16 protein-coding genes and 2 pseudogenes are annotated in these 19,431 nt (G+C 67.1%); 10 read left to right on the top strand and 8 right to left on the bottom strand.

Going from position 1 to position 19,431, the window contains the following annotated elements; genetic code table 11:
• Nucleotides 1–586: 586 nt before the first annotated feature.
• Entirely contained in the window at nucleotides 587–1,360 is a 774-nt protein-coding gene (istB, locus tag AB5J56_RS00495) for an IS21-like element helper ATPase IstB (RefSeq protein WP_369228880.1), read from the bottom strand.
• The gene (gene istA, locus AB5J56_RS00490; protein ID WP_369228878.1) at nucleotides 1,357–2,955 is read right to left on the bottom strand and encodes an IS21 family transposase; all 1,599 of its coding nucleotides are present in this window, start codon (nucleotides 2,953–2,955) and stop codon (nucleotides 1,357–1,359) included. Before istA ends, istB begins: the two co-directional genes overlap by 4 nt.
• A 223-nt stretch (nucleotides 2,956–3,178) precedes the next feature.
• Here istA and AB5J56_RS00485 point away from each other — a divergent pair.
• From AB5J56_RS00485 to AB5J56_RS00455, 7 genes and pseudogenes are all read left to right on the top strand, one after another.
• Nucleotides 3,179–3,417 (top strand): annotated as a pseudogene (locus AB5J56_RS00485) (IS5/IS1182 family transposase); the annotation flags it as partial.
• A 467-nt stretch (nucleotides 3,418–3,884) separates the two neighbouring features.
• Nucleotides 3,885–4,114: pseudogene (locus tag AB5J56_RS00480) on the top strand (DUF6009 family protein).
• Between the two features lie 327 nt (nucleotides 4,115–4,441).
• Nucleotides 4,442–4,849, top strand: a complete 408-nt coding sequence (locus AB5J56_RS00475) for a hypothetical protein (protein ID WP_369228876.1) — start codon at nucleotides 4,442–4,444, stop codon at nucleotides 4,847–4,849.
• Nucleotides 4,850–4,939: 90 nt separating this feature from the next.
• The gene (locus tag AB5J56_RS00470; protein ID WP_369228875.1) at nucleotides 4,940–6,265 is read left to right on the top strand and encodes a hypothetical protein; all 1,326 of its coding nucleotides are present in this window, start codon (nucleotides 4,940–4,942) and stop codon (nucleotides 6,263–6,265) included.
• 115 nt (nucleotides 6,266–6,380) lie between these two features.
• Nucleotides 6,381–7,718, top strand: coding sequence for a hypothetical protein (locus tag AB5J56_RS00465; protein WP_369228873.1), 1,338 nt, complete (start codon nucleotides 6,381–6,383; stop codon nucleotides 7,716–7,718).
• Entirely contained in the window at nucleotides 7,715–8,989 is a 1,275-nt protein-coding gene (locus tag AB5J56_RS00460; RefSeq protein ID WP_369228871.1) for a CHAT domain-containing protein, read from the top strand. The genes AB5J56_RS00465 and AB5J56_RS00460 overlap by 4 nt, the downstream gene beginning before the upstream one ends.
• A 12-nt stretch (nucleotides 8,990–9,001) precedes the next feature.
• Entirely contained in the window at nucleotides 9,002–10,441 is a 1,440-nt protein-coding gene (locus AB5J56_RS00455; protein ID WP_369228869.1) for a hypothetical protein, read from the top strand.
• A gap of 22 nt (nucleotides 10,442–10,463) precedes the next feature.
• Here the strand turns inward: AB5J56_RS00455 and AB5J56_RS00450 are convergent, their stop codons facing one another.
• Nucleotides 10,464–11,333, bottom strand: a complete 870-nt coding sequence (locus tag AB5J56_RS00450; RefSeq protein WP_369228867.1) for an IS5 family transposase — start codon at nucleotides 11,331–11,333, stop codon at nucleotides 10,464–10,466.
• A 360-nt stretch (nucleotides 11,334–11,693) separates the two neighbouring features.
• Here AB5J56_RS00450 and AB5J56_RS00445 point away from each other — a divergent pair, with 360 nt between their 5' ends.
• Nucleotides 11,694–12,986 (top strand): IS256 family transposase, encoded by a 1,293-nt coding sequence (locus tag AB5J56_RS00445; RefSeq protein WP_369228865.1) that lies wholly within the window; start codon nucleotides 11,694–11,696, stop codon nucleotides 12,984–12,986.
• Nucleotides 12,987–13,002: 16 nt separating this feature from the next.
• Here the strand turns inward: AB5J56_RS00445 and AB5J56_RS00440 are convergent, their stop codons facing one another.
• The 5 genes from AB5J56_RS00440 to AB5J56_RS00420 all read right to left on the bottom strand — a co-directional run bounded on the left by AB5J56_RS00440 (nucleotide 13,003) and on the right by AB5J56_RS00420 (nucleotide 16,955).
• Nucleotides 13,003–13,365 carry an ASCH domain-containing protein gene (locus tag AB5J56_RS00440; RefSeq protein ID WP_369228863.1) on the bottom strand — a complete coding sequence of 121 codons (363 nt, stop codon included), beginning with the start codon at nucleotides 13,363–13,365 and terminating at the stop codon, nucleotides 13,003–13,005.
• Nucleotides 13,362–14,480: a hypothetical protein gene (locus AB5J56_RS00435; protein WP_369228861.1), complete on the bottom strand. Its 1,119-nt coding sequence runs from the start codon at nucleotides 14,478–14,480 to the stop codon at nucleotides 13,362–13,364. Before AB5J56_RS00435 ends, AB5J56_RS00440 begins: the two co-directional genes overlap by 4 nt.
• 290 nt (nucleotides 14,481–14,770) lie before the next feature.
• On the bottom strand, nucleotides 14,771–15,205 hold the full coding sequence (locus tag AB5J56_RS00430; protein WP_369228859.1) for a hypothetical protein: 435 nt from the start codon (nucleotides 15,203–15,205) through the stop codon (nucleotides 14,771–14,773).
• A gap of 278 nt (nucleotides 15,206–15,483) precedes the next feature.
• The gene (locus tag AB5J56_RS00425) at nucleotides 15,484–15,852 is read right to left on the bottom strand and encodes a DUF6415 family natural product biosynthesis protein (RefSeq protein ID WP_369228858.1); all 369 of its coding nucleotides are present in this window, start codon (nucleotides 15,850–15,852) and stop codon (nucleotides 15,484–15,486) included.
• A gap of 56 nt (nucleotides 15,853–15,908) precedes the next feature.
• Nucleotides 15,909–16,955: an ATP-binding protein gene (locus AB5J56_RS00420; protein WP_369228856.1), complete on the bottom strand. Its 1,047-nt coding sequence runs from the start codon at nucleotides 16,953–16,955 to the stop codon at nucleotides 15,909–15,911.
• Nucleotides 16,956–17,147: 192 nt separating this feature from the next.
• Here AB5J56_RS00420 and AB5J56_RS00415 point away from each other — a divergent pair, with 192 nt between their 5' ends.
• Both AB5J56_RS00415 and AB5J56_RS00410 read left to right on the top strand, forming a co-directional pair.
• On the top strand, nucleotides 17,148–18,482 hold the full coding sequence (locus AB5J56_RS00415) for a hypothetical protein (RefSeq protein WP_369228854.1): 1,335 nt from the start codon (nucleotides 17,148–17,150) through the stop codon (nucleotides 18,480–18,482).
• Complete coding sequence (locus tag AB5J56_RS00410) at nucleotides 18,479–19,033, top strand: N-acetyltransferase family protein (protein ID WP_369228852.1); 555 nt, start codon at nucleotides 18,479–18,481, stop codon at nucleotides 19,031–19,033. Before AB5J56_RS00415 ends, AB5J56_RS00410 begins: the two co-directional genes overlap by 4 nt.
• Nucleotides 19,034–19,431 lie beyond the last annotated feature (398 nt).

Below are 19,431 nucleotides of genomic sequence, written 5' to 3'. Positions count from 1 at the left end.
CGCGCTGGGGCGTCAAGCGACTTGCGGAACGATCTCCATTGATGGGTGGCTGGGGAAGGCCTTTGTCTCGTCGTACGCCTCTCCGGATTGCAGGCAGTGGAACATCATTCCCATGAAGCGGTTGAACAAGTTGCGCTGAGCTGCGGTGTGGCGGTCTCCCGTCTACATGCTCATGCAGAGAGTCGTCCAACAACCTCGGGGGGCTTTGGGGCCTGGTGCGGTTGGCGGTACGTGAGGGAAGTCCGTATTTGCCTGTCCCATCCCATGAAACCTGTCTCATTCCAAGGGGAGTTGAAACCAGCGATTGATCCCGCCGCCCTGCACAGGAACCCGACTCGTGAGAGGCGCGAGTATCCGCCTGTGGCGGGTGAAGCGTCACAAACTAGTTGAAAACGACCTCTTAGGGGCGCGGTGTGCGGCCAACCAGGTGGCCCAACTGACATGCGAGCGCGTAGCCCGCTTCTCTGAGACGCTCACATGCGCCAACTCGTGCATCTTCTCTTGCGCGAGCCTCACCGTGTGGACGACGGCGATATTCCCCCGGCTGAACGTCACGCAATTCCCCCAGGTCCTGGCCTGATGGGGGCTACTTGATCGTGGGCTTGCCTGTCCTGGTCGTGGGGTTCTTGGGGCGTTTGTTCGGCCGGTAGCTGGGTCCGTTCATGATGACTTGATGGCTCGTGTTGATCAGCCGGTCGAGGAGAGACTCGGCGACGACCGGGTTGGGGAAGAGCGGATACCAGTCGCTGGGCGCGCGGTTGCTGGTGATGATCAGGGACCGGCCTTGCCGCTCGGAGACCAGCTCGTAGAGGTCGTCGGCCTGGGCCGCGCCGAGCTGGCGCATCGCGAAGTCGTCGAGGATGAGCACGTCGGGACGGACCAGTTCGCGCAGTCGTTTGTCCCAGGTGCGGTCCGCGTGTCCGCCGGCCAACTCCGCCAGGATCCGGCTGGTCTTGGCGAAGCGGACGTGGGCGCCCTGGCGAACGGCCAGGTGGCCGAGTGCCTGGGCGATGTGGGTCTTGCCGACGCCGACTGGCCCGAACAGGATCACGGACTCGCCGGAGTGCAGCCAGCGCAGGGCGCCCAGGTCGCGGATCTGGGCAGCGGGAAGTTTGGAGGAGGCGGTGAAGTCGAACTCCTCGAGGGTGACTTGCTGCTCGAACTTCGCGCGGTGCAGGCGGCGTTGGAAGGCGACGGTCTCGCGGCGGGTGATCTCGTCCTGGCAAAGAACCTGCAGGAAGTCCAGGTGGCCGAGTTCGCCGCCGTGGGCCTGGGCGAGGCGAGCGTCGAGGGTCTCCAGCATCCCGGACAGCCTCAGGGCTTTCAGCGACTCGCGCAGGGCGGTGTCCATCACGCTCATCGAAGGTCCCCTTCCGCTCCGTCGTGGACCGGGCCGCCGAGGCACTCGTCCGCGGGGTCGGGGGGTGCGGCGGTGGCGAACAGCCGCTGAGGTCCGTGGAGAAAGGCCGCAGCTCCGGCATCCCCGCTGGTCTCCGGCTCGGGATCGACCTCGGTGCCGGCGACCAGGATGCCCTTGATAGTGCGATAGGAGGGGTCGCCGACCGCGATCGCCTTCGCGCAGGCGGCCTCCAGCCGCTCTTCCCCATACTTCTTCTTCAGTCCGAGGACCCCCTGGGCGGCCCGGAGCCGGTAGAGCGCGTTGACCTCCAGCAGCTGGTCGATGACTTCGCGGCAGGCGTCCCCGATCTCCGATGCCTGGCTGCGGCACCAGATCGGCGTGCGCATCTGGAAGGCGATCTTCTCCGGCGGGTAGTCGGAGCGGTCGGTGCGTTTGCCCTGCTCAAGTGCCGCATGGGTCTTGACCAGTTCACCGTCGTGGAAGACCTGCACCATGGTCTGGGTGGAGCGGACGTCGACTCTTCGGCCGATCAGTTTCCAGGGGACCGAGTAGAGGGTGCGGCCGACCTTGATGTGGATGTCCGGGCCGACCGACGCGGTCGACCAGCGGGCCAGCACGAACGGAGTCGGGGGCAGCGGCAGCAGCATCTCGGCCTCGATGGCCTCGAACACCGACAGCGGGGCGGCCCCGCCCAGCGGCCGGCACTGCCGGCGGCCCGCGACCTTCCTGGCCCAGGTGACGGCCTCGGCCTGCATGTGCTCGATCGAGGTGAACTCCCGCCCGCGCCAGAACGAATCGCGGATATAGGGCATCGGACGCTCGACCCGCGGTTTGTCCTTCGGCTTCGCGGCGCGGGCCGGGTCGACCAACGCGCCGTAATGGGTGGCAAGTTCGGCATACGCCTTGTTGATTTTGGGGTCGTAGAGATCGGGCTTGTCGACGCCGGTGCGCAGGTTGTCCGGCACCAGCCGGCGCGGGACGCCGCCGAAGTAGCGGAAGGCGGCGACGTGGGCTTCGGTCCAGGCGTGCTGGTGCAGGGTCAGCACCGGGCGGATGAACATGCGGCGGGAGGCGGGTAGCACCATCACGAACACCCAGATCCGGTGGCGCCTGCCGGTGCGCGGATCGACCCACTGCCCCAGGAAGCCGTAGTCGATCTGGGCCTCCGAGCCCGGTTCGACGTCGTCGCGCAGGACGGTGACCTGCGAGGCGTTCACCTCGTCCGGCAGCGTGGCATGGACCCAGCGGCGGAAGGAGGACAGCGAGACCTCCAACTTGTGCTCATCGCGCAGGCGTTGGTGGATCGTGGTGACGGTCACGGTCCCCAGCAGGCTCTTGATGTAGTCGCGATGCTGGTCGATCTGTGGCCAGGTGATCTGCCGCAGCCTCCGGTCGGCGAGCTCCGGAAACCAGCTCTTGATCAGCTTGGCCCAGTCGTCCTCGCTCATCGGCGGCCCACCCGGGGTGATCCCGGCCAGCTCCGCCGGAGCCAGGTACTTCCTGAGCGTCTTGCGGTCCACCCCCAACGACGCGGCCAGCTCACGCTTGGAACGGCCCGCATACCAGTGAACATAGATCTCGGTGATGTCGACCACGGTGAACGTTCTCCTTGCCATCCGGTGCGTCCATCGACCTCTCAACCCGCAGGTCAAGGGACAGCACATGCGACTTCGCGATGGCCAGGGCCCTCAATCCCAACTCCGTCATACCCCGGGGTATTTCGGAGGATTCGTGAGGTCCCATTACATGACGCTCAAACCACCTGACACGGGGGAAAATCGTGACCGCCCACACACCGGCGCCGCCGCATCCGTGTAGGCCGATGGCGGAGACCAGGGCACGGGGCTGCTCAGCCCGCACCGTAAACGACGAGGTCAGAGGCACCTCAGCCCACAGCAGGAAGCGGACAACGCGCCACCGCTGGGCTCGCGCCCGGGTGGAAAATGCCCTGTCGCGGTTGAAGAACTGGAAGATCTTCGGGACCGTCGGCTCAAGGGCCACGGTGTTCACCAGGCGATGCTCGGCGAGGTCAGCTCCACGACCTGGCTCTCACTGGATCACTCATGCTCCGTACGGGACAACCTCTGGGCCCGCCCGCTGGCGGAAGCGTTGCGCGGGTGGCCAGGCTGGGCAAGTCGGTTGGTCAGGTCGGGTCTAGTCATGGTGAGGACTCCAAGGCTGCGCCGGCCGACCGTCAGCATCCAACCCATACGTCCACAGCCGTGCCAGGTCGATGCCCATGAACCGGGCCAGACTTGGCAGGTTTGCGGGGTGCCCGGCGTCGATGGCTGCGCGATAGAGCTGCTCAGCTTCCTCCGCGTCTCCTGCTCGCTCTCGCAGTGCGGCCAAGCTCCCCATGTCTTTGGGATATCCGGCTTCGACATTCGCGCGCCACAGCCGCTCAGCCTCCTGTTGGGCGCCGGCCTCGAACCGCATACCGGCCAGGGTCCGCAGGGCATCGTCGTCGCCGGCTTGTGCAGCCTGGCGGGCAAGCCGCTCAGCTTCTTCCCACGAAGAACACGTCGTGTGGCTGGAAGACCCCGAAAGCCTCGACTACGTCCGCCAGGCCCTCGACAAGACCCGCCGCCGCAACACCAAACCCCCCTACGAGCGGGACGGGCGCATGGTCGGCTACGCCCTCCTCGACGAGCGTCATCACGCGTCGACCCGCGCACCATCGAGGTGAAGAAGGTGGGCGAGAAGACGCCACGCTCGCAGAGCGGGCCGGCCGCCATAACCGGCTCCCGCTCCTGACGGGCAGCGGTTACCAACCTGGCGGCCGTCCGAGCGCGCGGCCGGGGTGTACTGGCCGACATCGTTGAGCTCGTCGACGCTTGCTGATCACGTGTTGACGTAGCGACCCTGGAATCTCGACCACAAGGCCACAGCACGGTTGTGTCATTCAGCTTCGTCAGGCCGCAGTTGGGGGGCTGGGGGTGCTGGCGTAGCCAGTGCTGGAGTTCACGGTGTCGGTACTGGTAGGCGGGGCCGCTGTAGCGCATGAGTCCCGCGGTGACGGCCCAGTCCAGGAACAGGCCGAGCCGGAACGGCAGACGGCGGCCGGCAGTTCAACATCCACGGGTGGATCGCGGCGACGTGGACGGTGACCTCGTCGCGGCAGGCGTGCTTTTCATACCGGGTCGCGACAGCCCGCTGCTGCTTGAGGCGGCTGATTCCGCACTCGACCGCATGGCGGGCCCAATAGTCCTCAAGCGAAGGCCGGCAGTTGCCACCGGAGCAGCCACGGCGCTTGCGGTTGCGGACCTGGTCGATCGGCTCGGCAACGGTGTAGCGGATCCCGCATTTGCTCAGGTAACTGCCAGTGGGATCGAGACACTCTCGGTTGGCAGGCACGCGACGTTCCCAACACGCTTTATCGATCAAGGGTCCTCCCGATCACCGGCAGCGGGCATCCGGTACCTCCTCGGCAACGAACGCGCCTCAGATGCCTTGCTCGACCTTACCGAGCGGCTGCGTCGATGGCGCTGACGCCCCGAGTTGACCTCCTTTTCCCCTGGGAGGAGACTGGATTTGTGATCAATCCGATTTGACATACTTCGTTCGGATTGGGTGCGTGAAATGTCCGATCGCCTGCCTGTTGAGGCTCCCTATCGGAGGGTGATCGTCGACGGTGTCGAGGCGCCCTTCTATGTGATTCCCTTCGACAAGGACGGTCTGTGCACCGGGCCGTTGACTCAAAGATCCCTCATCGAACGCGTCCGTGAGGCAACGCCCACGGACGTCTTCCTCTTTTCGCACGGCTGGAACAACGACTGGGCAGCCGCCACGAGTCGCTACGACAAATTCCTCGACGGCTTCGCCGCGCTTCGCACCAAGTACCCTCTGACGCGGGAGTTTCGGCCCACGCTAATCGGCGTTTTCTGGCCGAGCACCTCGCTCGTCGCACCGTGGGAGCAGGCGCCGAACATTGCTGGCGGGGTCCCCGGTTCCAATGGCGCCGCCATCGCCGTGGAGCGTGCAGAGGTCGCTTTGGTCGCTGAGGCGGTCGAGCCGCGCCGGCGCGCGAGATTCTACGAGATCGCGCAGCGACCGACCGGGCTTGAGGAAGCGGAGGTGGCGGAACTAGCCGAGTTGTTGGAACCTATCTGGGCGCTGGAGGACCATGAGGCTGGCGCCCAGGATGCCCCTGCTTCAGATGAGATCGCTAGGATCTGGCGGTCGCTCCCGGCTCAGTCTCGTCCGGAGACGGACTTCGGGTTCGCCGAAGAGAGTGGTCGAAGCCCGCAGGCGGCCGGGTGGCTGGGCAGGCTCGACCTGCGCGGCATCATCCGGCTGGCCACCGTCCTGCTCATGAAAGACCGCGCAGGCCGGGTCGGCAGCCGTGGCGTCGCGGAGTTGCTCGACGCCGCGCTGTCGGCCGCGCCGAACGCACGAGTGCATCTGATCGGGCACTCGTACGGCTGCAAGGTCATGCTGTCGGCGTTGTGTGCGCGGCCGCAGCCCCGTTCGGTCGAATCATTGCTGCTCCTCCAGGCAGCTGTCTCCCGGCGGTGCTTCGCCCAGAACGCCGATGGAGCGGGTAAGCCAGGCGGCTATCGGCCGGCTCTGGACCTGTGCCGACTGCCGATCTATTCGACGTACAGTCGCTGGGACGTGCCGTTGACCCGCTTCTTCCACCTTGCGGTGCGTCGAAACTCGGACGTGGGCGAGATGCAGATCGCTGCTGAGCCGAGCCGCTTCGCCGCCCTCGGCGGCTTCGGGCCCGCCGACTCCCCCGAGGTTGTAGTCAGGCCCGCGCGGCTGCCACCCGAGACCTACACCGGGAGTGCGAACGGTCACAGCATCGTCGCCCTCGAGTCCTCGGCAGTGATCGCAGGGCACGGCGAGATCAACAACGAGGCGACGTGGTGGATGCTGCTCAACCAGGTCGCCGGGGCGGTGTGACGTGACTGCTGCGCTACATGGCGACTTGGCCGTTCTCAGGATCCGACTTGTCCACGGACTCCCGGAGGCAACACCGTGCGTCAGCTTTGAACTCCAGGCGGGCGACGCTCAGCCGGTGCAGGTGGGTACCTGCCCGGCCACGGACCTCGGGTTGACCGATGAACCGAACGGGCTCACCGACCTCGATGTTGGCGACGGGCCGCACCTTCCGCCGGACCTGCAAGAGCAATTCTCCGAGAGATGGGTCGCCATCGGGGGCAAACGGGCCGTGCTGTGGCTGGACGTCGTGCCCCCTTCCGGTTTCCTCCAGCTGCTGCCGTGGGAGGTGATGCTCGGCCCCCTCCTCGGGTGCGCCGTGATGCGCCTGCCCTACTTTTCGCTGCGCCCGCGGACAGCACAGGACTCGCTGACAGCCGTGCTGTGTGCTTCGAGCCCACAGAGCAAGGCAGGATTCCCCGCCGGGGCCATGCTCGGAGTCCTGGCCAATGAGATCGTCAACTCCCTGCCCATGCGCACGAGACTGGAATTGTTCGTCGACATCGACGAGTACGAGATCGCGGTCAGCAGCACCAAGGAACTTGGTAACCAGGTGCACGTCCACGATCCCCGCCACGCCGACCAACACCGGCGCCCGAACCGTGACCATCGTCGCAGCGATTCTTCTGATGTGCTGAGCCCGTGGCTCTCCTGGATCGACGAGGCATTGGCAGGCCGAGCGGCGGATGTTGTGCACTTCCTCTGCCACGGTTACCTGGCCGGTGACCGCGGCGCGTTGGCGCTCGCGCCGTCGCCATTGGCGGGCGCTCTTGAACCGTGGTCGCAATTCGTGGGACTGACGCAGCTCTCGCCGTTCCTCACCCGGCTCGGAGCGTGGTCGTTCGCAGTGTCCGGCCCACCGGGGAACTTCTCGAACGTCGCCCTGCGAGAGCTCGGTGACGCCCTGGCACGGCGACATCCAGGATGTGTCATTGTCCACGACACGGAGCGCGACGAGTTCGGGTCTCCGTTCAGCCAACTCGCCGACACGTACGCCTTCGTGTACGGCCCGGAGAGTCTGGCGGTCCCCAGACCCATCCCAGCAGTCACCTGCTGGGCGCATCCTCGCCTCGTCGAAGGCCCGTCCCAGACCGAACGTACCCCAACGGCCGTGGTGAGCGACGAGCTCACCATCGACGACCAGTCCGCACTCATCGAAACGGCCAGCGAGGCGCTCATTGCCGCGGACTACACCCCTGCGTGGCTCGCGTCCGGGACTCGGATCCTGGAGCAGGCCCAGGCCCAATGGATGGGTGCCAAGTCAACCGCAGAGCCACCAACCCCCGGGACGGACTCCGCGGCTGCCGTCGGTGGGCTGCGCGCTTTCGCCGATGAATTGGAAGAGCGCGCTCAGGTTGCCTGGAACACGGAGAAAGCCTCCGCACCAGGGGACGAGGGGTCCGGTGGAAGGACATGACCGACCGGCTTGTCATACGTGTCCAGTTGCTGATCAGCGGCGAGGGGCATGGCTCGATGCTCGTCTCGTTGGAGAACCCTCCGGGCAACCAGGCGACGCCCTTTGCCTGCAACGGAAGTGAGCCTGAGTTCGTCGCGCTGGCCAGTCACAGCCTTGGCGAGACGAGCGTCCGGGACGCGGGCCGGCTTCTCTTCGACGGCCTCGCCGCGCAACCCGACATCGGGCTGCACCTGCCTGCCGCCGCGCAACCAGGTGCGGCCAAGCGACCCGTCTTCGTAGAACTGCGCGCGCCCGGCGCAGCCGAGGCGCTGCCGTGGGAAACGCTCTGGTCCCAAGCCGTGGATTTCCTGGGCCTCGACGCACGATGGCCGGTGAGCCGCATTGTCCCGCCCGTGGGCGACAACCCGGTCCATCTCGAGGAATTTCGCCCACCGTTGAGGATCGCGGCGATTCTGTCCTGCTTGGGCGTCACTGCCGCCGACGAATGGCAGATCCTCAGCAAGGAGGTAGCCGCCGTGGCCGGCCGCCTCGACGTCGAAGTCCTCACGTTTGTCAGTGAGCACGATCTGGCTCTGAGTATCCAGAAGGCAGCGGACCCCGGCGTGAGCGTCGATTTGGTCCCCCAGGACCTGGCGACCCTGCGTGAGAAGGTATCCAGCTTCCGGCCTCACATTCTTCACCTGTTCTGTCACGGGCGGCTCCGACAGCGCCCGCAACTAGAGATCGCTGTTGCCGCCGACTGGCAGGACGGTGTGCCGAACCGATCGCTTCGACTCGAGTTCGATCAGATCAGCCAGCTCTCCAACCCGATGGACCCGGCCTGGTTGGCCGTTCTCAACTGCTGCGAAGTCGGGGCACCGGTCGGAGAGACCTACTCGCTGGCGCGAGAGCTCGTCAACCGAGGCCCTTTTGCCGCCGCAGTCGCGATGAGCGAACCGGTCAATCCTGACGACGCCAGCGCTTTTTCAGCCGCACTCTATCCTCAGCTCCTGGCTGCCGTGGAGAACGTCGTACAGGCCAAGGGGAATCCGGTGGAAATCCCCTTCTGGAATCTGCTCGTCGAGCCGAGGCGGCGGCTGTGCGAGCGGCAAGCGGTAGGAGGAATTTCTGTGTCGATGGCCGCGACGTCGACGAAGGAGTGGACGGTGCCCGTGCTCTACGTGCGCCCCGATCCGCTCGTGCTCAGTTGGCTTCCAGGGCCGGCGCCGACCCTGGAAGAAGTGGGTAGGCAACAGCTCCACAGACGAGCACTCGCCGGGCGGGGACCGTAAGGAGGATCGGCGATGACAAGGGACCTCACTGCGTTCGGTACCGAAATCACCTTCCCCGAGATGCTTCAGGCCGATGCGTGGACCGGGGACGGGCCGGCAACCGGGGCCCCATCGGACGGGTGGGGCTTCGGACCGCAACTATGGCAACCGAAAGTCTGGATGCGTCCGGAGGAGGCCGTCGACCCAGGCGAATGGCGCTCCGACCAGATAGGCTGGGGGCTGGTGCTGCCCGACCGGGACGACCTCACGGAGCGTCAGAAGGCCACTGCCGACGATGCACCGGAACCAATCCGCGAACTCTTCAAGCAGCGCCTCCCGGCAGCACGGATCTTCAGACATCGGCAGGGTCCCGCGACCGGCGTCGTCTCGCTGCGTGACTACCTTGCCCACAAAGACGTCGCCATCAGCGGATCGGCGACGGGGATCGGCGACGGGAAGCTCCCGCAGTACCTGCTGCTCTACGGCGGTCCCGAAGCACTGCCTTGGGGCCTTCAGTACCAACTCAACGCAGGTCGCTACGTCGGCCGACTACACCTCACAGGCGACGAACTTGATCACTACGTAACTGCTCTGCTTTCCGAATGGAAGGACTCCGCAGCCCGCTATGACGCGCCTGTCATCTGGTCTGTCGACCACGGCGGGGACGACATCAGCCAGGTCATGCGAACGTCGATCGGCGCGAAGGTCGCGGCACGGATGACTCAAGACCGCGACCAGGAGATGAAAGCCGCCACCTATCTGGACGGTGGTGCCCGTCCGGTGACCGGAGGCGACCTCGTCGCCGCACTGGCACTGAACACCCCCGCACTCGTCGTCACGACGAGTCACGGCATGACCGGGCCACTCGACGACCGCACGCAGATGACTGCGAACCTCGGCTTGCTGGTCGACACGCTTCACTCACCGCTGGAGCCGACCGACGTACTCGCTCGGTGGCAGCCTGCCGGTGCGATCTGGTACGCGCACGCCTGCTGCTCTGCGGGGGCTGATGGGAGCAGTGTCTTCACCGGACTCGTCCAGGACGGCTCACTCGCCGATCAAGTACTGCGCGGCGTTGCCGGCATCGGCCCCACGGTCGCCCCACTGCCCACGGCTCTCCTCGGCGCTGCCCAGCCGCTGCGGGCGTTCATCGGGCATGTGGAGCCGACATTCGACTGGACCATTCGCTCTCCGTGGACCCTCCAACCCCTGACTGACAACCTCGTCACGGCGCTATACGACAAGATCTGCCTCGGCAAACCGGCCGGTCTCGCCTTCGGCGACCTCTACGGGCGTATCGGCGAACTGGCGACCGCTCACGATCAGGCCATCCGTCAGTACAGCGAGAGCATCGACGGGGCCGAAGGCGCGCTCACAGCAGCGACGTACACAAAACTCGCCTACTTCGACCTGCAGACGACAGTCATTCTGGGCGACCCCACGGTGGCGATCAGACTGCCCGTGCGCAACTAAGAGGTCGTTTCATCCTGTTGTTTCATCCCTGAATGCGGCTTTGCTGGCGTGGTGTCGGGTCGTGCCAGGAGATGGTGTTCTCGCCGGTGAGGCGGCGGGCCATGAGGTCGGTCATGGCGAGGTGGATCATGGCTTCGGAGCGGTGCGGGTGGGTTTCGTAGTCGCGGGCCAGGCGGCGGTGCAGCATCAGCCAGCCGTAGGTCCGTTCCACCGTCCAGCGTTTCGGGATCGGGGTGAATCCCCTGGTCCCGGGGGTGCGTTGGGCGATTTCGAGGTCGATACCGAGGGTGGCGGCGTGCTCGATGAAGTGTTTGCGGTAGCCGCCGTCGACCCAGACCTTGCGCAGGCCGGGGTGGTCGGCGGCGGCCTGCTCCAGCAGGGTGCGGCCGGCGGTGGAGTCCTGGACACCGGCCGCGGTGACCAGCACCGCCAGCACCAGGCCGAGGGTGTCGGTGATGATGCTGCGCTTGCGGCCGACGATCTTCTTGCCCGCGTCGATGCCCTGCGTGCGGGCGGGCACCGAGGTGGAAGTCTTGATGCTCTGGGCGTCGATCACGCAGGCCGACGGGTGCCGATCCTTGCCCTCCTGCGCTCGCACCAACTCCCGCAGCAGGCCGTTGAGGTGGGCGAAGATGCCGTCCCTTTGCCAGTGCGCGAAGTAGCCGTAGACCGACTGCCAGGGTGGGAAGTCGTGCGGGAGGTAGGCCCACTGGCAGCCGGTGCGATCCACGTAAAGGATCGCGTTCATGATCTCGCGCAGGTCGTGGCGGGGCGGCCGGCCGAAGTCCAGCGCCCGGCCGCGGCGCTCGAACCGCCAGGCGGCCAGCACCGGCTCGATCAACTCCCAGCGGGCATCGGACAGATCACTCGGATACGCACGACGTTCCGTCATGACGTCGGCGTACCGCCGAACGGGGGCGTGCGCCCAGGCGCGCACCCGGCCCCGCGGAAGCACGGAACAGACCCGGACGTCTTGGAACGAGACAGGCATAAGACGGATCCCGTCCCGGACGCCACATCATCCGATTCGAAAACCGCAGTCGGCCCATCAGCCCCACCAGCACCAGACCATCGCCCTGCATAAACATGTAGTCATCCCCACACCGCAGAGGAAAACGACCTCTTAGCCGAGGCTGAAGCGTACGACCGAAACTCGTCGACTTCACCTATGCGGCGGGGTTCGTGGGCAGGAGTCGGGCGAGCCGGGACTGTAAGACGTTCGGTGTAACTCCCGATCATGGAAGATGCATCGATGACCAGTGAGAACGTGTCCGAGTCCGAGGGTGCCGAGTCCGCAAGTGCGTTGTCGGCGAAGGCCGTTGACGACCAGTTGATCGACGAGCTGGTGCACCGGGCCCAGGCGGAGGGGCTGCAGCTGACCGGTGAAGGCGGGCTGCTGCAGCAGTTGACCAAGCGGTTGCTGGAGTCCGCCCTGGAAGGCGAGATCACGGACCATCTCGGCTATGACAAGCACGACCCGGCCGGCAAGAACGGCGGCAACTCCCGCAACGGCAAACGCTCCAAGACCGTGCTGACCGACGTCGGCCCGGTGGAGATAACGGTGCCGCGCGACCGGGACGGGTCCTTCGAACCGAAGATCGTCAAGAAGCGGCAGAAGCGCCTGACCGGCGTCGACGAGATGGTCATCTCGCTCGCGGCGAAGGGCCTGACCACCGGCGAGGTGCAAGCCCACCTGGCCGAGGTCTATGGCGCCGAGGTCTCCCGCCAGACCATTTCGACCATCACCGACCAGGTCCTCGAGGGCATGGCCGAATGGCAGAGCCGCCCCCTCGACGCCGTCTATCCGGTGGTCTTCATCGACGCCATCCACGTGAAGATCCGCGACGGCGCGGTCGCCAACCGGCCCATCTACGTGGCTCTGGCCGTCACCACCGAGGGCCGGCGGGAGATCCTGGGCCTGTGGGCCGGCGACGGCGGCGAGGGCGCCAAACACTGGATGCACATCCTCACCGAGATCAAGAACCGCGGCGTCAGCGACATGCTCATGCTGGTCTGCGACGGTCTGAAGGGCCTGCCTGAAGCGGTGGAGACGGTCTGGCCCAGGACGATCGTGCAGACCTGCGTCGTGCATCTGCTGCGGAACTCCTTCCGCTATGCCGCCCGCCAGGACTGGGACAAGATCGCGCGTCTCCTCAAGCCCGTCTACACGGCGCCGACCGAAGAAGCCGCCCTGGACCGGTTCGCGGAGTTCGCCGATTCCTGGGGCAGGAAGTATCCGGCGATCGTGAAGCTGTGGGAGAACGCCTGGGAGGAGTTCACCCCGTTCCTGCGGTTCGACACCGAGATCCGGCGCATCGTCTGCACCACTAACGCGATCGAGTCGGTCAACGCTCGGATCCGGCGAGCGGTCAAGGCTCGCGGACACTTCCCCAACGAGCAGGCCGCGTTGAAGTGCGTCTATATGGCGATCATGTCCCTCGATCCCACGGGCAAGGGCCAGGCCCGCTGGACCATGCGCTGGAAGACCGCACTGAACGCTTTCGACATCACGTTCGACGGCCGCCTCTCAGCAGCCCGCCAGTAGCCCCAACCACCCCCAGTTACACCACTCGTTTGACAGTCCCGATCTCGATGGCGAGGGTGCCGAGAGCTTCCTTCTCAGGGCCGTAGATGGCACGGATGTTGGTCAGTTGCTGTTCGCGGGTGGCGGTGGGGTTGACGTTGGTCGGCCCTTCGCCGTCGAGCAGGGCCTCGAAGTCCGGGTATTCGGTGACCCGATTGACCTTGACCTCGCAGGTCTCGTCGGTGCCCTTGACGCGGAAGCGGATGGTGTCGCCGACGGTGAGGTCGGCTAGGTGCGGGTATTTCACCCGCACCTCGATGGTTTTGGTGCCCGCGGCGACGAGGTCGAAGTACTGGCGGTAGAGATTCAGTTCGCGGATGCGGGCTGTGGTGTCGGTCATGGGGCGGGGACGCTCCTGGGGACTGGTGCGGTCATCATGCGGCCGATCTCGGCTGCCGAGTACGAGCGGAAGAAGTGGCGGGGGTCGGACAGCAAGGTATCGGTCATTGCCAACAGTTGGTCGGAGTACTGCGTGGTGGTGCCGGGCCACTTCCGAGTGTCGAGCATCCATTCGGCAGCGCCCGTGGGCAGGGGAGCGCGGCCCTCACGGATCAGCGACTTGGACAGCTTTGCGCCGGTGTCGGTGACGACCTGTGGGCAGAACAGGCGGGTGGGGAGCTGGGCGCGGGTGAGGCCCACGGCCTGGTGGGCCTCGTCGACGAGGTGGGAGCCGAAGACCCAGTCGCCGCCCTTGACCATGACGTGAAGGGTGCCGCGTTGGGGGCCGACAAGGGCCAGTTCCTTGACGAAGTTGCGGTACAGGGTGGCCAGGTCGAGGTAGGCGCCACTGGTGGGTGTGATGGTCACCTCGTATGGACCGTGGTGGAGGCAGACGGCGCTGGTGGTGGCGGTTTCTGTGCCGGTGAGGCGGGCTTGGGTTCGCTCTGCGTGCTTTTCGGCCCAGCCGCAGCCGAGGTGCGGGCACGGCACGCGGACGTGCGGGATGCCGGTGGAGGGGGCGAGCCACCAGCGGGCGGCGTCGATGCGCGGCAGGAGCCGTAACCAGGTGCGACGGAAGTGCTCGCTGGCCTGCTGCTGGCTGTAGGTCGTGATGCGGTATGGGATGCCCAAACGCCTGGACAGTTCCGTGAACAGAGGCTCGTACAGCGCGCTGACGAGATCGCGGAGAGCCTGCTGGCCCAGGGCTTGGGCATAGGCGCGTTGGTAGCGGTGGCCGGTTGCCGGGTCCGTGGCGAGGTCGTAGGGGGAGTTGTCTAGCGCGCCGAAGTGGACTTCGGCGGGCAGTGCGAAGCGGCCGCGCAGGCGAGCGGCCATAGCGAAGGCCAGCGACTGCACGAGCGAGGTACCGATGTGCGGGGCGCCGTTTATCTGGGTGCCGACGACCAGCACGATCCGCTCGGGTGGGGTGGCCAGGATGCGCGGGGTCAGGATGTCCTCGGCACGGTGTAGGGCGTTGGCGAGGACGGTGTTCGGTGAGACGGGGTGGGTCGTCACGGGAGGTCCCCCTGGGGGTGGTTGGGGTTCATTGGGTTCGGGTGCGGCCGAAGAGGAGGCGGTGGCGGAGCGTGGCGAGGTAGCTGTCGATCTCGGCCGGGTGGCGCTGCGGGCGAGTGGATCGAGACCCAGGACGTAGACGCGATGAGGCGAGACCCGGTCTGTTCGGGCTGGTCCCGGCGCGGAGGCGTTCCGGAAGCGCGGGGGGAGACGCCGGACGTCGTCCCCGCGCCGGGGGCTGATCTGTGCGGTGGCCAGGGCCGGACGGCATCTGGGCCACCGCACAGCGTCTATGCGGCGCGCTCGGTCAACTCCAGCATCAGCTCGTCGAGGCCGACGACCCTGAAAGAACTCAGGCGGCGGACCAGCTGGGAGGCGAGCAGAGTGGGCAGGTTCGGGTGCCCGAAGGGCAGGGGCGCATCGGGTTGCGCCACGACCTGCACTCCGTGCTCGCCGTATCCATAGAGGGTGCCGTGCACGCCATACAGAGGAGCGCTCCGCGCCAAGAACACCATCGGGTTCCCCTCAAGATGGGGGCAGAGCCTGGCGGCAGCCCGGGCATGCTGTGCGCACACCGGCGGCTGATTCGTCAGGATCGTCGCCTGATGGGGGTCGGCGTCCCTGGGGCCGGTGAGGAAGATGAATCCGAGGCGGGTTCTCGCGGGCTCCGCGCACACCTGGCAGCGCAGCGCCTGCATCGTCATCATCTGCCGGTACGGGTGCATCAACTTCCACTGAGGAGCGCCCGTCGGTCTTCCCCGCTCGTCTACGGGGTTGAACGAGCACCGAGCCCACAGCACACCCCTAAGGTCCCGGTCTCGGGGATCCTCATCTCGGTAGAAGAGCGTGTTCCGGCCCCGAGTCGGCGCATGAATGAGCAGGTTGTCCGGCGCGGCCTCCTCTCCCTGTCTCTGGATGATGAAGGGAACAAGGGTCGGCCCAGTCAAGGTGCGCACGCGGCTGCTCTTCTCTCGGATGACGGGATGGCGTACAGGACGTGGGGTCATGCCGCCGCCCTGAGGCACTTGGTCGCCACGAGGCGTTCAAGCAGCTCGTTAGCGGTCCAGGCCATTCGGCGGAGGTGTCCGACGGCCTTCCAGTGATCGTCTGGCATCTCTTGTGAGCGCACCGCACGGGCCTGCTGGATCAGTCGGTTCGCTGCCTCGTCATCCTGGTCGGCGTTCGCGCCGACAGCGATGTCGACGAGCTGCATCAGGTGGCCGCGGAGACGCTGGGCGAGTTCGTCGTGAAGCTCTTCCGGCGGCAGCTGGTAATCCAGCACGGCGCCTACGTCGTCGAGCAGGGCGTCGCCGTCGTAGGGCGTCCACTCCCTGACCTTGTCCAGAACCGCTTTCAGCGCTCGGTCGTCCATCGGAGGCGTCCATGGTTCGCCCGGTTTCCTCCAGTCGGGGACGGCAGCCGGGGCCATCACGACCGCGTCCCGTCCGGCAGCGCTAAACGGCACCAGACCGTGGCGCCGGCGTCGCTGAGCCCCCAAGCCCCGCCGCACTCCTGCACCAGGGCATCGACGAGTGCAAGACCCCGACCTGACTCGGCATCAGTGTCAGCGTGCTTGGGCTCGGCGCTGCACGGCATGCCGTCGCGGACTGCGATGTGCAGAGAGCCGTCGTGGGCGGTGATGTTCAGGCTGAGTTCCGTGGTTCCGCTGTGCAGAATCGCGTTGGTCAGCAGTTCCGAGACGATCAGCATCACTTCGCTGATCAGCGCCTCGAGTCCGCAGCACCTGAGTCGTGCGGCAGCAATCCGGCGCATGACGCCCACGCGATATGCGTCCTCGGTGCGGGGCGGTGCGTCATCACGGCATGGGACAACCTGGATTCTCTCGTTCATCACTTCGCCGCCGCGGCGGGAAACCGCTCGAGGCCGCGCGGCTGCCGCCGCTCCGAAATCTCTGGGGGGCACGGGGGGACTCCCTCCATGAGGGCCGCCGACGTTGAGCGCGCCCGCAGGGGCGTTGAGTGGCTCAGCGGTCAACATCCCTTGCACGAGTCGCTTGGTGTTCAGGTGGGAAGCGAGCCGGTCCGCGCAGACCAGGGTCGGCGGATCGTCACGCGGGGCACTGATCCAGTCCGCCACGGCGGTGCTCTCCCCCGGCGTTCGCGGCATCAGCAGAAAATCGCCGGCGGACAGCACCCGAACCCCGGGGAGGTCGGCGAAGGCGGTGCCGGACCCGGGCGGCACCAGCACGTACGCGACCTCGCGCAGATGGTCGGCGAGCACCGGGTAGCCGCGGCGCAACCCCAACCTCATCGCGTCGAGGGCGCTCCAGGCGGTCTCCATGGGAGCGATGGACACCGCATCCCACGCCGTGCCGCACGCGGCGAAGTCCGTGCGCCTGCGGCCACGGCGCCACTGTGCCTGCTTCTCAGTGGTGACCTGGGCGGCGTCCCGCCAGGTCCGGGTGGGACGCCGCTCGCTGCCGGCGTCTGCGCCGCTGCCTCCTGCCGTGCCCACGGAGCCCTCCTCTGATCGGTCGTCACGTCACGGTCCACGCAAGCAGGCGGGCGGCTACGGGATCGACGCTGCGCCGATGAAAGAAGGATGTAAGTCCGGCCCCGCCGGGTGAGATACGCCCAAGCCAGGGGCAGAAGACGGAGGGGAGCGGTACGGTCACCGCACCCTCTTCCGTGGACACCGGAGCCCGGTATGACCGACCCCCGCAAGCGCAAGCTCCATCCCCCCAACGACGTGCTGCGCGCCGTGCGCGAACTCGAATTCCAGATGAGCCGCCAGGAGTTCGCCCAGAAGATCGTCGACACGGGCGCCGCGATGGGCGAGCCCGCGGGCTGCACCGCACGGCTGGTCGCGGACTGGGAAGACGGAGACGTCGCTTGTCCGCGCGCCAACTACCAGCGCATCCTGACCAAGATGACCGGGCGGAGCATGGCCGACTTAGGCTTCCAGCTCCGCAGTTCCGTACGGTCCGAACCACCGCCAGCCACCGGAACGTACGGGCCAGAGGAGGAGAGGGACGTGGAACGACGCGCCTTCCTGCTCGACGGCGCGGGTGTGGTCCTGGGGTTCCCGCTCGGCGCCCAGCCGCGGGGCACGGGGCGGATCGGAGCGCCCGAAATACGGGCCGTGAGCAAGGCGGTGCGCACCATCTACGCGCACGATCACGACCACGGCTCGGGGCCACTACGCAGGGACGCTGCCGAGGCCCTGCACGCCGCCTACGGCTGGCTCCAGGAGGGCACCTACACCGAGCGGACCGGGCAGAGGCTGCGCTCCGCCATCGGCGCCCTGTCGATCGCGGCCGGATGGCTCAGCTACGACTCCGGCCGGGCCGGAGACGCCCACAGCCTGTACGGCGAGGCCCTCGCCGCGGCGAGGATCGCCGACGACCCCGAGCTGGAGGCCCACGCCTTCGGCTGCCTCAGCCTCCTGGCGAAGGCATCCGGCCGGCCCCGCGAGGCGATCTCCGCCGCGCAGGGCGCGCAGACCGTCGCCCGCAGGCTCGGCTCCCCGCGGATGCTCGCCCTGTTCAACATGCGCGAGGCCGGCGGCTGGGCGCTGATGGACGATCGCAGCGCGACCGACAAGGCCATCGTCCGAGCGCACAACTTCTACGCCAAGGGCCCCTCCGACGCCGACCCTGGATGGTTGGAGTTCTTCGCCCCCGGTGAGCTCGCCGGGCTCGAATCGCTTGCCCGAGCCGACCTCGGGCAGCACGAACGCGCCGCGTCCGGCGCCGAACAGGCCGTGCTGCTGCACGGCGAGGCGTTCGCCCGGAATCGAGCTCTGTACACGGCCGACGTCGCCATCCAACATGCGGTGAGGGACAAGCCCGAGCCCGAGGCAGCCGCCGAAGCCGCGGGCCGCGTCCTGGCGTTCCTCCCCGAGGTGCGCTCCGACCGGCTGCTGCAGTCGCTGCACCACGTCGCGGGCGCGCTGCAGCGGCATCGGCGAGTTCCCGCCGTCGCCGACTGGATCGAGGAGTACCGCACCACCACCGCCACTGGAGGAGGAGGCCGGGCGTGAACCGCACCCGCACCGACGTCGTGATCCGCACCTACGGACCCGGGCAGGTCGCACCCCTGCTCGACGCGATCGGCGACGTCTGGGCCGACGCGCACCCCGAACTCGTCGACACCCCGGGCGCCTCCACCGACGGCCTGTCCACTGACAACCTGCGCCGCCAGGTCACCGGACACGCCAAGCACGAGGGCTTCGTCCTGGTCGCCGCCTACGTCAACGGGACCATGGTCGCCTTCGGCTACGCCTTCCCGTGCACGCCGGAATACTGGTTCGGCGCTCTGCTCCCGGAGATCCCCGAACACGTCCGCACGGGGCGCCTGATGGGGCTGTGTGAGCTCGCTGTCCGACACCCGTGGCAGTCCCAGGGCATCGGCTCCCGCCTCCACGCCGAGCTGATCAAAGCCATTGCCCCGCAATGGTCGTCCCTGTTGGTCCGCCCCTCCAACGAGCGCGGCCGCGGCCTCTACGACCGCCTCGGCTACGAGTACGCAGGCCCCTACCGCAACGAGCCCGGCGGACCCGAGTTCGACCTCCTCCTGCTCCAGGTCGCGTGACCATATGCCCCATCTAGCCTGACCAGGCCCTGTTAAACCCGGACCTCGCCGACAACCGCTTTGGCGTCGACCTTCCGCTGGGGGAGAACGACGCGGCCAAGTGCTCGCCCTGCACGCCCGGGTCCAACTGCCACTGAACCGGGCAGCGTTGCAGGCCGGGAGCCGCATCGTGCGGCTCCCGGCCCGTTCGCGCCGGCGCCGAACCGCGGCCGGGCACGGAGCGGCCCACACGGGCGAACAACAAGTATCCGGCGGCGATCAAGGCGCGGGGGTCAGGAACGCGTATTCCAGAAAACTCCAAAACATCAACATCAACATCGGCACGGGCGACAAACGCTTCCGTGTCCGTCACCGCGCGTGCGGTCGGATACTGGCGTGGATCTGAACGCCAGGCGGGC

This window comes from Streptomyces sp. R21 (assembly GCF_041051975.1).
Taxonomy (GTDB): domain Bacteria; phylum Actinomycetota; class Actinomycetes; order Streptomycetales; family Streptomycetaceae; genus Streptomyces.
The sequence above is the reverse complement of the archived record's forward strand: the minus strand, read 5'-3'. Positions and strand labels throughout refer to the sequence as shown.

Bases quoted from the DNA above. Each gene is read 5' to 3' on its own strand.
- istB (WP_369228880.1), bottom strand. From the start codon at position 1,360: ATGAGCGTGATGGACACCGCCCTGCGCGAGTCGCTGAAAGCCCTGAGG.
- AB5J56_RS00470 (WP_369228875.1), top strand. From the start codon at position 4,940: ATGTCCGATCGCCTGCCTGTTGAGGCTCCCTATCGGAGGGTGATCGTC.
- AB5J56_RS00460 (WP_369228871.1), top strand. From the start codon at position 7,715: ATGACCGACCGGCTTGTCATACGTGTCCAGTTGCTGATCAGCGGCGAG.
- AB5J56_RS00455 (WP_369228869.1), top strand. From the start codon at position 9,002: ATGACAAGGGACCTCACTGCGTTCGGTACCGAAATCACCTTCCCCGAG.
- AB5J56_RS00450 (WP_369228867.1), bottom strand. From the start codon at position 11,333: ATGACGGAACGTCGTGCGTATCCGAGTGATCTGTCCGATGCCCGCTGG.
- AB5J56_RS00445 (WP_369228865.1), top strand. From the start codon at position 11,694: ATGACCAGTGAGAACGTGTCCGAGTCCGAGGGTGCCGAGTCCGCAAGT.
- AB5J56_RS00440 (WP_369228863.1), bottom strand. From the start codon at position 13,365: ATGACCGACACCACAGCCCGCATCCGCGAACTGAATCTCTACCGCCAG.
- AB5J56_RS00430 (WP_369228859.1), bottom strand. From the start codon at position 15,205: ATGCACCCGTACCGGCAGATGATGACGATGCAGGCGCTGCGCTGCCAG.
- AB5J56_RS00425 (WP_369228858.1), bottom strand. From the start codon at position 15,852: ATGGACGACCGAGCGCTGAAAGCGGTTCTGGACAAGGTCAGGGAGTGG.
- AB5J56_RS00415 (WP_369228854.1), top strand. From the start codon at position 17,148: ATGACCGACCCCCGCAAGCGCAAGCTCCATCCCCCCAACGACGTGCTG.